We start from the raw sequence: 14,905 nt of genomic DNA, 5'->3' as shown, positions 1-14,905 counted from the left end.
AAGATTTTAGTTAGGAGGGTGTGTACAAGATAATTAAGAATAACAGCCGAAAAAACACTCGTTACATTGTAATTTGTTCATCATAATCCAAAAATATATGCTCTTTACGATCTATAGATTTCTCAGAAGTTAATAATAAAAAATTTTCTGATCCTATAAAAATTAGGGGATGGTAGATTTTTACAGATAGTAGAGTTTAATCAATACTTTAATTTTAATAATAAGTCCAATATAAATAATTCGTTATTAATGAAACGTTTAGCATCTTCTATATTGTTGTTTAAAGTGAATTTTATTCAATTATTATTATATAACATGAAAAATTAAACCGATGATAAGCGCAAATTTATCATCAATTTGTTCTCAGTTTTGATTGAAAGCGGTAAGGATGTACACAGGTACTATCATTAACCGTTTAGTAGATTAATAACAGTATGGAATAATAGGTATTGTTCTTTTATTAGATCTTAACAAGTTGATAAGTAGAAATTACTGAAGGATTGATCTTTCAAAAATATCACATGTAAATTGATGAGCTATGCTGTCAAATCCGTAAATATTAACTTAGGAGATTTTGATTAAGCAGCCTGACGATAAGAGTCAAACCACATTTGTCTTGGCACTTTATAGCTTAGAACCTTTTGGACCCTAGTACCACTGCGAGCATAGCCCTCATTTTGCGTTGGGGCAAAGCAATGCCTCGCTTTATCCCTCCTCATTTAATATCTCTCGTTCCTCTTCAGCTATTTTTAATTGCGGTTTAAGTTACTTGATTCCTTCAAGAGCTGCCATAACTTCAGTATAATGTGGTTCTATACTATATCTCTGGATTTTCTTAGTCATGGTAAACTACTCGTCGAGTGGTCAGTTTACCAGGTTCATCTTTACGATTTTTTCAGCATGGCTCAATCTCTAAGTGACTAAAAATTACTTATTTAATTAAGCAAACACAATAAAGCAGCCATTTCATTAACTTTGTACTACCATACGCCTTTAATAAGAAGAGTTTATTATGCCAAACCAACGTCCGTTGTATATTCCCTTTGCAGGTCCTGCACTGTTAGAAACCCCTTTACTAAATAAGGGTAGCGCTTTTTCATCAGAAGAACGTGACAGCTTTAATTTAACAGGTTTATTACCTCACAACATTGAGACGATTGAAGAACAATCATTACGTGCTTATCATCAACTTCGCTCATTTACTAGTGATATGGATAAGCATATTTACTTGCGTAATATACAAGATACCAATGAAACCTTATTTCATCATTTGATTGAGCAGCATATTGAGGAAGTTATGCCGCTCATATATACACCAACGGTTGGGCAAGCTTGCGAAAAATTCTCACAAATTTATCGCCGTAAACGTGGTTTGTTTATCTCTTATCCTGAGCGCCATAAAATCGATGACATGCTGCAAAATGCCACCAAACAAAAAGTAAAAGTGATTGTTGTCACTGATGGTGAACGTATCTTGGGCTTAGGAGATCAAGGCATTGGAGGAATGGGCATTCCAATTGGCAAACTGTCATTATATACGGCCTGTGGTGGTATTAGCCCGGCATATTGTCTACCAATTTTGTTAGACGTAGGTACTAATAATCAACAGTTACTTGACGACCCTATGTACATGGGTTGGAGAAATCCACGCATCTCTGGTGATGAATATAATGAATTTGTAGACTTATTTATTCAAGCGGTTAAACGTCGTTGGCCAGAGGTATTATTACAATTTGAAGATTTTGCTCAGGAAAATGCGACACCATTATTGAATAAATATCGTGATCAGCTATGTTGCTTCAATGATGATATTCAAGGGACCGCTGCTGTTTCAGTCGGTACATTGATTGCAGCGTGCTTGAATAAAGGTCAGAAACTTAGTCAACAAAAAATAGCATTCTTAGGTGCAGGATCGGCAGGTTGCGGTATCGCCGAACACATTATTCGCCAAATGCAGCGTGAAGGATTAACGGAAGAACAAGCCCGCAGCCAAGTATTTATGGTTGACCGTTATGGCCTGCTCACTGATAGCATGACAGAGCTACAAAAATTCCAAGAACCGTTGGTACAAAAAGAATCAGATATTGAAAGTTGGGATAAAAGTAAGAAACTCGGTTTAGCGCAAGTGGTTAAACAAGCAAAAATAACGGTATTATTCGGCGTAAGTGGACAAAAAGGTTTGTTTACCCAAGAGGTGATCGAAACGTTATGTGCTAATACTGAACATCCAATTGTATTACCGCTTTCAAACCCAACGTCTCGTGTTGAAGCAACACCGCAAGAAGTCACTAATTGGAGCAAAGGTAAGGCAATTGTTGCAACCGGTAGTCCTTTTCCTCATACAACTTTTGAAGGTCAGACTTTCGAGGTCTCACAGTGTAATAACAGCTATATTTTCCCCGGTATTGGCCTAGGTGTTTTGGCATCGCGTGCGACGGGCATCAGCGATAATATGTTAATGGCTGCAAGCCAAGCACTTGCAGATATATCGATGGAATATGAAAAAGCACCAGGTGCAGTATTACCTCCAATTAAAGTCATTAGAGAGATCAGTGAAAAAATAGCCTATGCAGTCGCACGACAAGCGATTGAAGATAAGTTAGCATTACCTGTCACGGCAGAAAACCTAGAGCGTCGATTAAAAGCTAATTTTTGGTTACCTAAATACCGTAACTATCGTCGTACCTCTTTCTAGCGGTTAAAAAGTAACTGCTAGAAAGCACATAAAAGAAGTACCTATAAAAAAGCCGAATGTTATTGAAAATAGCATTCGGTTTTTTAGTACTTATATTAGTATTAATCTTTAGATAATAAAAAACCCTTACAAGCCAATGACTGTAAGGGTTTGAATTTGGTGGGCCCAGTAGGACTTGAACCTACGACCAAAGGATTATGAGTCCTCTGCTCTAACCAACTGAGCTATGGGCCCTAACGTTAGACGCACAATGATACCTGATTTTTTTAATTTTTCAAGTAAAAGATAACAACTAAACGATATTATTCAGCTATTGTCACTTGCTTACTAAATATTACCACCAGCTAGGGTCAAACTACGACCACCATCTACGCTAATAATCTCTCCTGTGACATAGCTGGCCTTTGCTAAATACAATACGCTATGGGCAATGTCATCTGGCGTACCAATTCGCTGCATAGGAATAGAGTCGATGATACTGTGCTGCTGTGTGTCATCAAGTGCTTGGTCGCTATCGGCATCAGGCAATACGTTTACCCCAGGTGCAACGCCATTAACGCGAACATAAGGCGCCATATCTAGCGCAAGAGACTGTACCATCATCCGGTGTGCTGCCTTTGCCATATTATAGACAGTGTAGTGCTTAAACGGCTTATTATGAGCGTGAATATCAAGTAGGCTAATGATGCATCCATGCTGCTTTTGTAAGTAAGGTAAAAACGCTTGGCTAAGTAATAAGGGTGCTTTGGCATTGCTCAAAAATAGCTCATCCCATTGGTCATTGTTAATATCACTGAGCGGAGTAGGATAAAACCTTGATGCGTTATGTACTAGCACATCAAGCTGTCCAAAATTATCTATAACGGATTGGACGAACTGAGTCAGTAAATGGCTATCGTTGACAACTGCTAAATCTGCAACGATAACCGTAGCGCTATTATTACGGATTTCATTAAGCTGAGCTGCTAGGGTCTTTGCTTCTTGTTTACTACGATGACAATGGATAATGACACGATAGCCTTGATGATGCGCTGCCCGAATAATAGCTGCGCCAATACGCTTGGCGCTACCAGTAACGAGCATTACAGGGCTACCATTATTAGGTCTTACTGTAAATTCAACTGTCATAAAATAAGGTTTCCATCATCTAATCGTATTTCGTTTAATCAAAACGGTTGTGAGCTATGATTATTAGATTGCTCCATAGTAACCAAATGCGCAACACGTGCCTCATTTAACGCTCTGCCAATTGCAGCGCCTTTAATATCTGGAGCAATGGCTTCCATACCGATGGCATGAAAGCTGTTTAATGCGAGCATCATTTGGCGGTGCTGACAGGCTAACTGCAATACGTGACTGGTTACCAATAGCTGTGAGAGCTTATTAGGTTCTTTGTGGGCGCTACAGGCTTGGATAAGGTCGATTTTCTCAGCTGCAGTCAAGCCATCTATGGTGTTCAGTTTGCTGGCTTGTTGAATGAATAGGGTTGCAAACTGAGTGGGTGCTTTAGGTACTTTGGCGCTGTTACCTATAGAAGTCATGGCTGTTAGAGCAGCTTTTTTCTCATCATCCGTAACACTAATATTTAGATGAGATGATGGAGTTTTAGGGTCAGGTTTGGAATCGAATAACGATAGATTAAGGCTAGCCATCAATAGCGCCCAACGCTGGGATAAGTTCAATTGCATTTGACCAGCAAAGTACAGCGCCGTCTGCACTGTTTCTCGTATATGTACATTGCTCCAAGCATGATGTAATGGCGCAAAGTACTCAGCTAAAGCACCGATTGCATACAGCTGCTCCCAATAAACCTGAGGAGAGCTCTGCATCGTTGCACGGCTTGATTCTTGCCAAATGCGTTCAGCACTTAAATGCGCAAGCTCACCTGAATCGACCAATTGGCGCATGAGTGTGATGGTTTCCTCAGCAACCTGAAAACCTAAGCTGTAATAACGTCCATAAAAGCGCGCGACTCGCAGCACCCGTAGTGGATCTTCGCTAAAAGCCTCCGATATATGTCGTAAGGTCTTGCTTTGGATATCATCGAGTCCTCCGTGATAATCGATCACTGCACCTGTGAGAGGCGTGTCGTCGGTTAAACTGGTGACTTCAATTGCCATCGCATTGATAGTTAAGTCGCGGCGCTGCAAGTCTTCCTCTAAGCTGACATCAGGGCTGGCATGCACACTAAAACCTTGATAGCCATGACCAAGTTTGCGCTCAGTACGTGCTAGTGCATACTCTTCCTGAGTAGTTGGATGCAGAAATACCGGAAAGTCTGCACCTACTTGCTGAAAGCCCGCTGTTAGCATCTCGTTGACAGTTGTACCAACCACCACAAAGTCTTTATCTATAATAGGACGACCTAACAGCTGATCACGAACTGCACCACCGACGAGATAGACTTGCATTGGAGCCTCTTTTATTTGCTAGATAAATTTTAATAACATAAATTTTGACAATGTTTTTATTGGATCAAAAAAAACCAGTCAATACCATTTATTACAACGGCATTGACTGGTTTTAGTATAGCAGACTGCTACTAATGATGATTAATAGTAGTAAGCCGGCTTTAGCGATATCATTACAGTTATCGACCGTTTTCTAAGTCTTGAGCTTCGGTTACAGCAAGGGCTGTCATATTTACCACACGGCGAGCAGTCACTGATGGAGTCAGGATATGTACAGGCTTGTTAGCACCTAACAAGATAGGACCAATAGAAGCACTGCTTGTTGCTGTTTTGAGCAAGTTAAAGGCAATATTTGCTGCATCAAGCGTTGGCAAGATGAGCAAGTTGGCAGCGCCTTTTAGAGGGCTTGATGGCATATCTTCTAAGCGGATATGCTCGTTAAGAGCGGCATCACCTTGCATTTCACCATCAAAGTCAAAGTCTACATTCATCTCACTCAGTAGCTCATAAACTTTGCGCATTTTAACAGCACTGGCACGATTAGAGGTACCGAAGTTTGAATGTGAAACTAAAGCAACACGAGGTGTAATACCGAAACGGCGTAATTGATCAGCAGCCAACACTGTCATTTCAGCTAATTGATCGGCAGTAGGATCTTCATGGATATAAGTATCAGCAATAAAGATATTGCGGTCTTGCATTAAGACAGCATTCATCGCATAAAAGTCTTTAACGCCTTCTTTTTTACCGATAACGTTTTGAACATACTCTAAATGCAGTTGATAGTGGCTAAACGTACCACAAATCATACCTTCAGCATCACCATTTTCAACTAACAATGAGCCAATTAAAGTGGTTTTGCGACGGACATCGCGACGTGCAAGCTCGATACTAACACCGCGGCGTTTGTTTTTCTCGTAATAGCCCTGCCAGTAGTCTTTATAGCGCGGATCATCATCTTGGTTAATAATAGTCATGTTTACGCCATCTTGTAGACGTAAGCCAAGCCTTTTGATATTGGCTTCGATCACTGAAGGACGTCCGACCAAGATAGGTTTTGCCAGCTTCTCATCGACGACGACCTGTACGGCAAGAAGGACATTATTGTCTTCACCTTCACAGTAAACGATACGTTTTGGATCTGATTTGGCGCGAGAGAAGATAGGCTTCATCACAAACGCTGAGTTATAAACAAACTCAGATAAGCGCTGACGGTAAGCATCAAGATCATCAATCGGTAGAGTCGCAACACCTGAGTCCATAGCAGCTTTGGCTACTGCAGAGGCAATCTCAATGATTAAGTTTGGCTCTAGCGGTCCTGGAATGAGGTATTCACGACCGAAGCTTCTCATGCTTTCGATGTCTCTGACGTTTTTAGTTGGTGTCGCTTCGACATGTGCCATCGCTGCAATCGCACGTACGCAAGCGATTTTCATCTCTTCGTTGACGGTCGTTGCACCTACATCTAGTGCACCGCGGAAGATATAAGGAAAGCATAATGCGTTGTTAACTTGGTTTGGGTAGTCTGAGCGTCCGGTTGCCATGATGACATCTGGACGTACTGAATGCGCCAATTCTGGCATAATTTCAGGTGTTGGGTTGGCTAGGGCAAAGATGATAGGGTCTTTTGCCATACGGCGAACCATATCGGTGCTCAAGATGCCAGGCATTGACAAGCCTATGAACATGTCCACATTGTCCATCACATCATCAATGCTACTGGCATCAGTGTCACGAGCATAACGTTGTTTTGACTCGTCAAGGTTTTCGCGACTAGTAGTGATAATTCCACGTGAGTCAGAGACAAAGATATTATTCTGATCCACACCAAGTGCACAGATAATGTCTAAGCAAGAGATGGCAGCAGCACCAGCGCCTGAACAGACAATTTTAATCTCTTCAATCTTTTTGCCAGTTAGAATCAATGCGTTAAGCATGGCAGCAGCAACAATGATTGAAGTGCCATGTTGGTCATCATGAAAGACTGGAATGTTCATACGTTTACGCAATTCGCGCTCGATTTTGAAACATTCAGGCGCTTTAATGTCTTCTAAGTTGATACCACCAAACGTTGGCTCAAGAGAGGCAACTGCTTCGATAAATTTGTCAGGATCATTTTGATCAATCTCAAGATCGAAAACATCAATACCAGCGAATTTTTTGAATAATACCCCTTTACCTTCCATCACTGGTTTTGAAGCCAATGGACCGATATTACCCAAACCCAGTACGGCAGTACCGTTGGTAATAACACCAACTAAGTTACTACGTGCAGTATATCTAGCGGCTGCTGTTGGGTCTTTTTGAATTTCAAGGCAAGGAACTGCTACGCCTGGCGAATAGGCCAAAGCTAAGTCGCGCTGATTAGCGAGCTGCTTGATAGGAGTTACCGAAATTTTACCAGGTCTTGGAAATTCATGATAATGCAAAGCAGCTTGTTCGAACTGCTCTTGATCTGTATTGGGATTATCCATATTCAAATTGGTATCGTCATTCATAATAATGGCCATTGTTGGAATAAATTGAAATAAAACAAAGTGTGATAAACAAAATAAGTTAACGCTTGACCCTAAAAAAATCGTTGAATATGAGCTCCAGCAATTACTAGATTGAGGAACTACTAACAAATTATTAAAAGGCGATGCACAGTCGAAAGAGCGTTAATCTGTGATTAGATGGCATCGTAAAATAGAAAGCTAGTAAACATAGCTATTCTAGCATTATTGACAATTAGCTGCCTAGGGCGTGCCCTCAATCTGAACGAACGAACTTTTAATGGGCCAAAAATGGCTATATTTTCGTCAATCTTTGAAAGTTTCTAGACAATATGTTCATATTCTCTGCAAAACTTCCTTTGATTGACAAAAATCTATCTCATTTTTATCACCATTATCAAAATGAGGACACGCCCTAGTCAACCATAGCGAAATGCATAACTTATATAATAAATTGATAACGAACATTTAGCCAGTTGATAGTGATAAATAAAGTAAAATTTACAATATATATGCAAGATTGTGACTATTGTTTTTCAAAACCAGTTTGGTTGTTGATTATTAACCAAACTGGCTATGATTATTGGCTTTAAATTTATCAAAAAAATATGATTATTTATGACGAACAGCTAATTGGCATTTGCGGCGCATGAGGCGCAGGGGGACTGCTATCAAGTGCTGTCGCGATATCCTGTACAGTATAAGGGCTGGCGAGCAGGTCATATAACCGCGCTACCTCCTCAAACTGGCCTTGTTCAGCAGCAGTAATAGCCCGCTGAGCCATACTATTACGTAATACATAAACTGGATTAGTCGTTTGCATCTCGTTGATAACTTGCGCAATAGGTAGCGCTTGCACATGCTCTAAGTAGCGCGCTGACCAGTCTTGCCAAACTTTTAATGCCTCACCTTGCAATTCATGAGTCAAGGTAGCTAATAATTGCTTTTCATAAGGGCAATCTTCTGGAGATACTAAACCTAAGAGCGCACGGAAGCTGTTGGTATAATCAAGTAAGTTGTCCTCTAACAAGGTTAGCCATTCGAAAGCCAAAGTTAAGCTTTCTTTTTGATGCGCTAAGCCTAACTTGCGGCATAATCCTTGTTGATAGTGCTGCATAAAGGTGGCTTCATAAGGTGCTAAGCAATCTGATAAGGCCTCACGCGTCACTCCTTCTAATCGCATAAAGTGTGGCAACCAGATGTTGAGGTTCCAATGTCCAATAGCGGGCTGGTTTTGATAGGCGTAGCGTCCGGTATGGTCAGAGTGATTGTTAATCCAAGCAGGATCAAAACGTTCCATAAAGCCAAATGGACCAAAGTCTAAGGTACTACCAGTGATGGATAAGTTATCAGTATTCATCACCCCGTGAGCAAAACCAATCAGCTGCCAGTCAGCTATCATACGTGCGGTATGCTCAACGACGGCTTGCAAAAATGCTAGCACTGGCGTTTCGCTATCACGGCATTTTGGATAATAAGTATCAATCATATAATCGGTAAATTCACCGAGCAAATCAGGGGCAAAGCTTGCAATCCATTCTATGTGACCTAAGCGAATATGACTATCCGCTACCCGCATCAAGGCAGCACCTGCTTCCATACGTTCGCGGCGTACAGGCGTATCGGATACGACAAAGCCCAGCGCATTAGAGGAGGGGATACTGAGCTGGTTGAGGGCATGACCACATAAATACTCACGAATAGTACTGCGTAAGACTGCACGTCCATCACCCATCCGCGAATAAGGTGTCAGACCAGAGCCTTTAAGGTGCAAGTCTTGCAATTGGTTATCATTGTCTAGTACTTGTGCCACGAGCAAGCCGCGTCCATCACCCAATTGACCTGCCCATTGTCCAAACTGATGACCTGCGTAGGCCATTGCCAAAGGCTGAAACTGAGCAGGTACATACCGACCCCCGAGAATCTCAACCCAGCGTGCCATTAGATCTTTGTCATCTATCCAACCAAGCTGCTCTGCCACTTGGGTATTAAAATGCCCAGCACGCGGATTTTCTAGCGCTGTTGGTGGCTGCTTATGATATAAACGTGGGTCTAAATTGACATAGGTATTTTGATAGCGCATACGTGCTTTTCCTATTGATACTGACTAAATATGAATAATAACGACGATATAAAAAACAATAAATCTACTATAACATAGCCCTAGTGCTACACCTGTGCACTCTGTCCATGTCTTGTAATTTATCTTGAATTAATCACTGTTATAGAATGGCAAATTACTTTGATGATTTGCAATTGTAGCTTTTGCTTAAAATCCAATTTCCAATACAATATTTGACTCGCTGTACTCATATTGAATAAGTCTATATTGGCTGAGCTTATATCAAATATTGATAAAAATTCACAAAAAAATCCCCCTATCTTTTGCAGAGAGGGGGATGAGGTAGCATTATCATGAATACGCTAATTAATAATTAGCTAGCCCGTTTTAGGCGGCTTTTTTATTATATCCAATCGAGCGAAAGGCAATCTTCAAGTTGTCATTATGCTCATGGATTTTCTGTTCAATCTTAGCATACTCAAGTTTGAGCTTGTCATCGACTTCATGCAAGCGATCTGCAAATTCAGTCTTTTTCATCTCAACGGCTTTGGCCTTTAGTGCCTGCCATTCTTCTACAGTTTGCGTAAAGGCATCGTATTCAAACTTGATGCGATCTTGGAAGCTTTGCATGACATGCGGAATATCAATGCCGCTTGCACTTACTGTATCGATCTGCTGTTGAGCTTGTTTAAACTGCATTTGAACTTCAGCGTGCTTAATCGTCGTATCATCAACTGTACGAAGCTCAGTCGTCAGACCAAATTTAGATAAGCCAGCAATCAACCATTTAGTAGGGTCATACTGCCACCATTTCACACCGTTACGATAATCGTATTGGAAGAAGTGATGATAGTTATGATAACCCTCACCCCACGTAAAGATAGCTAAAATGAAGTTATCACGAGCAGTGTTGGTATCAGTATAAGGACGCGAACCAAACATATGGCATAACGAGTTGATAAAGAAAGTAAAGTGATGAGTCAATACTAAGCGTAGCAAACCTGCTAGTACTAAAGTCCCCCAAACATCACCCAATAACCAACCAACAGCTGCTACTAAACCGACGTTCGTCGCTAGCACCCAAAGACCATAATATTTATGCTGAATTTGAAGTACTTTATCTTTGGTCAAATCTGGAATGTTTTTGTAGTCAAACTTACCACTTGGATAGTTACGTAGCATCCAACCGATATGACTAAACCAAAAACCACGCTTTGGTGAGTACGGATCTTCCATACGATCATCAACATGGCGATGATGGCTACGGTGACCAGAAACCCAATCAAATGCAGAACCCTGTACTGCTAATGTTGAACCAAGCAATAAGAAGTTTTTGACTACTGGATGTGCTTTATAGGCACGATGCGAGAGTAGACGATGGTAGCCTGCGGTGATGCTGATACCTGTCCATACCATAAAGGCACCAAACACACCCCAAACAGGTGCACTGACTTGATGAGTGAACAAGTACCATGGAGTAATGATAGCAGCAGCAATAGGCGTTGCTACTAGTATGGTCGCCGGTATCCAGTTGATTGGCGCCTTTTTAAACTCAAGTTCACGTAAATCGATGGTTTGGTCATTCATGGAGACATCGCTTTGCTCAGCAACGTTTGAATAGTTGCGTTTAGCGGTAGGCTGCTCATCGAGCGCAGCTTTTGCTTTAGCATTATCAAACCAAGTCTTAAAACGCGTCACCTGTGTGGTTGCGTTATCCAAAATGCTGTCACCAGATTTGATAGCGAAACGTAAGCCTTTAAGCGGTAAGCCCATTGCTTTTTTTGCAATCATATAATATTCCTAGCGGTATTAGTTTCAGCCCCTATATTAACCTAAAAAGAGACGAAAGTGAACGGTTATGCACTAGAAAAATCTTAATAAATAACAATAACTTGTATGAGTTATTAGATATTATATTGTAAATACCCTGCTAACTATCAGGAATTAGGTGAAAGTGTAAGTTCTGCTAAGATTATGTTAAGTCGCTATATGACCTAGAGTTATATCAGTAAGTGTGAAGAGTGGTTTTTGATAGCTTTATATCAATTATGTTGGCATGTCATAGCAACTGTTCATAGCAATTGTGTTGGAATATCTGTGATAATCACATCAACCTGCCATTTTACAAGTTGCTTCGCTACTTCAATGTCATTTACTGTCCATGCACTCACTGGTAAACCGTGCCGATGAGAGTTTTGGATAACCGACTGCGTGATGAGCGGATAATATATACCAAGCTGGGTACAGCCTAATTGCAAGGCAGTATTAGGTGCTGATGCAAGTAATTGTGGCATACGTATTAATAAGCCCCGCGGGATATGTGCGAGTGATTTATTACGTTGAAGCTGAGCGAGAAGTTGGACATCAAAGGTGGTTAGAACGATAGGTAAACTGGCAAGTGGCGTATCTACTAGATAACGTGTCAGTGCCTGTATTAATTTGGAATAATTTGTACGGTCATGGGTTTTAATCTCTAGCTCAATATGAGTAAATTGAGTCAAAGTAGAGATGAGGATTTTGGGCTTTTGAGTAACAGGTATTAAATACTTAGATAAACTTGATTGAAAAAGAACAGCTTTAGAGGGATAAATCATTGATTGAGCTAACATATCTAAAGTAATGATTTTATGCCCTGATTGTAGTTGGCGTTGAATCTCAACCAAACTGAGCTGATCTACTCGTGACTGCAAGCCACATAATCGTTGTAACGTTTCATCATGAAATATTATCAAATGACCATCTGCAGTCAGCTGTACGTCAAACTCTACCCCTGCCAAGCCACGTGGCTGTAAACCATACGCATGCTCAAAACCATATAGTGTATTTTCTAATGCTTCACTACGTGCGCCTCGATGACCTAAAAGCAGCGTATTATCAAGTTTTATCATAAATGCCTGTTATCAATTATTTCTTAGATCAATAATATGATGCCTCGTAAAATTTTGCCAAAAAATATAAAAACTGTGTGGTACGAATTTAAACAGTTTCATTTTAGAAGGCTTAGCAAAAATAGCAATTATCATCAACTCAGTTAAAATAATAAGCCAGTTAAGCTATGAATATCTTAATGAATGTTTGTTGCGTTTTTGCAACTAAAAACGGCTTTTATGGTCCTTGATAGATTTTATTTGTATATCAATGGTCTACATTACTGACCAACCGCTGTAAACCTCGTATAATGGCCTGATTTTAATATTGGTCTTACATAGCTATCATGGCTGTATGACAATCTAGATAGCAATACTGTCCATCGTTGACGGTGCAAATGAGTAAATCGGGAGCAAAATAGATATGAGCGTAGCGAATAAAAAATGGATGAAATGGCAGAAAGCTGCTGGTATTAGTGTGATATGTGGTTTAGCTATTGCTGGGTGTGATCGTTCGGATAAAGAAGACGATACTGCCGAGACAGCAGAGGTGACAACTGAGCAACCGGCAGCCAATGATGGCACAGTTGTTCCTGCTATTAGCTGTGATAACCCAATGGTACAAGATCGTTTGAAAATCTCCCTAAAAAATATGCTCAATCAGCAGGCACAGACATTGGCTGCTAATTATGCAAACGATGCAGAAGTAAGTGTAAACACTGGTGCTATCAGTGATAAGGTTAACAGTATTTTAATTGATGTACAAAATGCTGCAATTTTACAAGAAGCCAATGCTAATGGTATGACGACCTGTCAAGCAAGTGTCAGCATGACGTTGCCAAGTGAGGATTTATATCAAGCTAGCCAAATGCGTGCTGCTAATAACCAGCCAAGTTTGCAGACTAGTCTCGCGCAAGACAATATTCGCATTAATAATAATATGCTAGTCGATGATACGTTTACTTATGTCGTTGGTGCTCAAAGTGGTCAGATACAAGTACGTATCGCCGGACAGCCAGCCTTAATTACCGTAGTATCTGATGTGATGGCAGGCTCTGTCTTAAAATCAGTTGTGGATGAGCAAATAGCTAAGCGTCAAGCACAAGAAGCTGCTCGTCGCCGTGAAGCTGCGCGCAAAAACAGTGAAAACCAAGTAAATCGCCAGCCTAAAGCTGTAACCCCAGTTGAGCCAGTGCGTCCAGCTAAACCTGCTACGCCACCTAAACCTGCTACGCCGCCTACTATTAATCAAGGTAATAGCCAAAGTAGTGCTCAAGCAGTAGAGCTACCTAGTGTTGACGCTAAAGCACCAGTAACGCCAGAAGTACCAAAGATCGTTCCTAAAGATGAAAGCATTGATATGGTTATCGTTGAAGATGAAAACGCTACTTATTAACAGTTAGCACTACTTTTGAGCTAGATGATAATTATTTCAAAGTTAGTTATTTAAAAGCTTAGATAAGAAAACGCCCGCAACCATGATAAGTTGCGGGCGTTTTACGTATTGAAGAGTAGTGATGAAACGAAATGAAGTTAGATGATTAAACAAATTATATGCTAGCCATCATTATTCTAGCTGTTTTGTTTCTAGTTATCGTTCTATCCATTAGTTTACTTATTGTTAGTTGTAAAAGCCTCTAGTACCTTACTATTCCATAGTACCTCAGAGACTTGTTCGGGGTCAGTGCAGAAGCGTGCGGCGACAAACAGCCAATCAGATAAGCGATTGATAAAGCTCACCGCAGTACCACGAATTGCTTGTGAACGCTCTTGCTGTAATAGCACTGCTTGACGCTCAGCACGGCGACAAACCGTACGCGCTACATGCAGTTGGCTGACCAAAACCGAACCTGTCGGTAAAATAAAATCTTTTAACGGTGGCAGGGTGGTATTCATCGCATCAATCTGTTGTTCTAACCATTCAATATGGGTTGCACTCACACCTTCATATTCTGGCATGGCAAGCTCGCCACCGATATTGAATAATAAATGTTGAATAATGATTAAGGCTTGTACAAAGCCCAACTCTTTTTGTTGCAAACGCTCAGGTAACTGTTGTTTATTTGGCGTCTCGTTATCAGTTATCGCTTGTGTGAGATGTGCCCGTACTAGGCCGATATGTGAGTTAAGCTCATCGATATCGCCCATTACGCTAAATAGGTTATCAGCTTTACTAGCGCGACTACCATCTGCCATGCCAGTACTGCCGTCATCTCCAGTACGTGTATATATTTTGCTTAAGCGATTACCCATGTTTAAATCCTTAGATGTTTTTATCGTTGAATACGGTTAGTTATGCGCTCATTGTAGTATTTTACAGTCGTTTTCGCTAAGATAATGGGTTAAGTTTTATATTGTAGTAATTTTTGGAATGA

Annotated in this window: 9 protein-coding genes and 1 tRNA gene; 2 read left to right on the top strand and 8 right to left on the bottom strand. The window is 40.7% G+C overall.

Annotated features, from left to right (window positions below; all coding sequences use genetic code 11):
- Positions 1 to 1,012 precede the first annotated feature (1,012 nt).
- Complete coding sequence (locus ACTQ9S_RS08850) at positions 1,013 to 2,695, top strand: NAD-dependent malic enzyme (RefSeq protein ID WP_068035282.1); 1,683 nt, start codon at positions 1,013 to 1,015, stop codon at positions 2,693 to 2,695.
- Positions 2,696 to 2,852: 157 nt separating this feature from the next.
- On the opposite strand, the gene ACTQ9S_RS08845 is transcribed toward ACTQ9S_RS08850, so the two are convergent.
- The 7 genes from ACTQ9S_RS08845 to ACTQ9S_RS08815 form a co-directional block, all read right to left on the bottom strand.
- A tRNA-Ile gene (locus tag ACTQ9S_RS08845) sits at positions 2,853 to 2,929 on the bottom strand.
- A 93-nt stretch (positions 2,930 to 3,022) separates the two neighbouring features.
- Positions 3,023 to 3,823, bottom strand: coding sequence for a pteridine reductase (locus ACTQ9S_RS08840; protein ID WP_440454713.1), 801 nt, complete (start codon positions 3,821 to 3,823; stop codon positions 3,023 to 3,025).
- 38 nt (positions 3,824 to 3,861) lie between these two features.
- Positions 3,862 to 5,106: a tRNA nucleotidyltransferase gene (locus ACTQ9S_RS08835; RefSeq protein WP_440454712.1), complete on the bottom strand. Its 1,245-nt coding sequence runs from the start codon at positions 5,104 to 5,106 to the stop codon at positions 3,862 to 3,864.
- Between the two features lie 179 nt (positions 5,107 to 5,285).
- A complete protein-coding gene (locus tag ACTQ9S_RS08830) occupies positions 5,286 to 7,604 on the bottom strand; it encodes an NADP-dependent malic enzyme (protein WP_068035286.1) in 2,319 nt (772 codons plus the stop codon).
- A gap of 613 nt (positions 7,605 to 8,217) precedes the next feature.
- The gene (locus tag ACTQ9S_RS08825; RefSeq protein ID WP_440454711.1) at positions 8,218 to 9,684 is read right to left on the bottom strand and encodes a protein adenylyltransferase SelO; all 1,467 of its coding nucleotides are present in this window, start codon (positions 9,682 to 9,684) and stop codon (positions 8,218 to 8,220) included.
- 366 nt (positions 9,685 to 10,050) lie between these two features.
- Entirely contained in the window at positions 10,051 to 11,250 is a 1,200-nt protein-coding gene (locus ACTQ9S_RS08820; RefSeq protein WP_203226524.1) for an acyl-CoA desaturase, read from the bottom strand.
- Between the two features lie 485 nt (positions 11,251 to 11,735).
- Positions 11,736 to 12,551, bottom strand: coding sequence for a glycerophosphodiester phosphodiesterase (locus ACTQ9S_RS08815; RefSeq protein ID WP_351118834.1), 816 nt, complete (start codon positions 12,549 to 12,551; stop codon positions 11,736 to 11,738).
- Between the two features lie 403 nt (positions 12,552 to 12,954).
- Here ACTQ9S_RS08815 and ACTQ9S_RS08810 point away from each other — a divergent pair, with 403 nt between their 5' ends.
- Positions 12,955 to 13,926: a hypothetical protein gene (locus ACTQ9S_RS08810; protein WP_068035294.1), complete on the top strand. Its 972-nt coding sequence runs from the start codon at positions 12,955 to 12,957 to the stop codon at positions 13,924 to 13,926.
- Between the two features lie 215 nt (positions 13,927 to 14,141).
- Here ACTQ9S_RS08810 and ACTQ9S_RS08805 read toward each other — a convergent pair whose 3' ends face one another.
- Complete coding sequence (locus ACTQ9S_RS08805; RefSeq protein WP_068035297.1) at positions 14,142 to 14,783, bottom strand: cob(I)yrinic acid a,c-diamide adenosyltransferase; 642 nt, start codon at positions 14,781 to 14,783, stop codon at positions 14,142 to 14,144.
- Positions 14,784 to 14,905 lie beyond the last annotated feature (122 nt).

It is taken from the genome of Psychrobacter sp. ASPA161_9, assembly GCF_051970275.1.
Classification (GTDB): domain Bacteria; phylum Pseudomonadota; class Gammaproteobacteria; order Pseudomonadales; family Moraxellaceae; genus Psychrobacter.
The sequence above is the reverse complement of the archived record's forward strand: the minus strand, read 5'-3'. Positions and strand labels throughout refer to the sequence as shown.

What these genes read in the sequence shown, in the direction of transcription:
- ACTQ9S_RS08850 (WP_068035282.1), top strand. Translation starts at nt 1,013, where the DNA reads ATGCCAAACCAACGTCCGTTGTATATTCCCTTTGCAGGTCCTGCACTG.
- ACTQ9S_RS08840 (WP_440454713.1), bottom strand. Translation starts at nt 3,823, where the DNA reads ATGACAGTTGAATTTACAGTAAGACCTAATAATGGTAGCCCTGTAATG.
- ACTQ9S_RS08835 (WP_440454712.1), bottom strand. Translation starts at nt 5,106, where the DNA reads ATGCAAGTCTATCTCGTCGGTGGTGCAGTTCGTGATCAGCTGTTAGGT.
- ACTQ9S_RS08830 (WP_068035286.1), bottom strand. Translation starts at nt 7,604, where the DNA reads ATGAATGACGATACCAATTTGAATATGGATAATCCCAATACAGATCAA.
- ACTQ9S_RS08825 (WP_440454711.1), bottom strand. Translation starts at nt 9,684, where the DNA reads ATGCGCTATCAAAATACCTATGTCAATTTAGACCCACGTTTATATCAT.
- ACTQ9S_RS08820 (WP_203226524.1), bottom strand. Translation starts at nt 11,250, where the DNA reads ATGAATGACCAAACCATCGATTTACGTGAACTTGAGTTTAAAAAGGCG.
- ACTQ9S_RS08815 (WP_351118834.1), bottom strand. Translation starts at nt 12,551, where the DNA reads ATGATAAAACTTGATAATACGCTGCTTTTAGGTCATCGAGGCGCACGT.
- ACTQ9S_RS08810 (WP_068035294.1), top strand. Translation starts at nt 12,955, where the DNA reads ATGAGCGTAGCGAATAAAAAATGGATGAAATGGCAGAAAGCTGCTGGT.
- ACTQ9S_RS08805 (WP_068035297.1), bottom strand. Translation starts at nt 14,783, where the DNA reads ATGGGTAATCGCTTAAGCAAAATATATACACGTACTGGAGATGACGGC.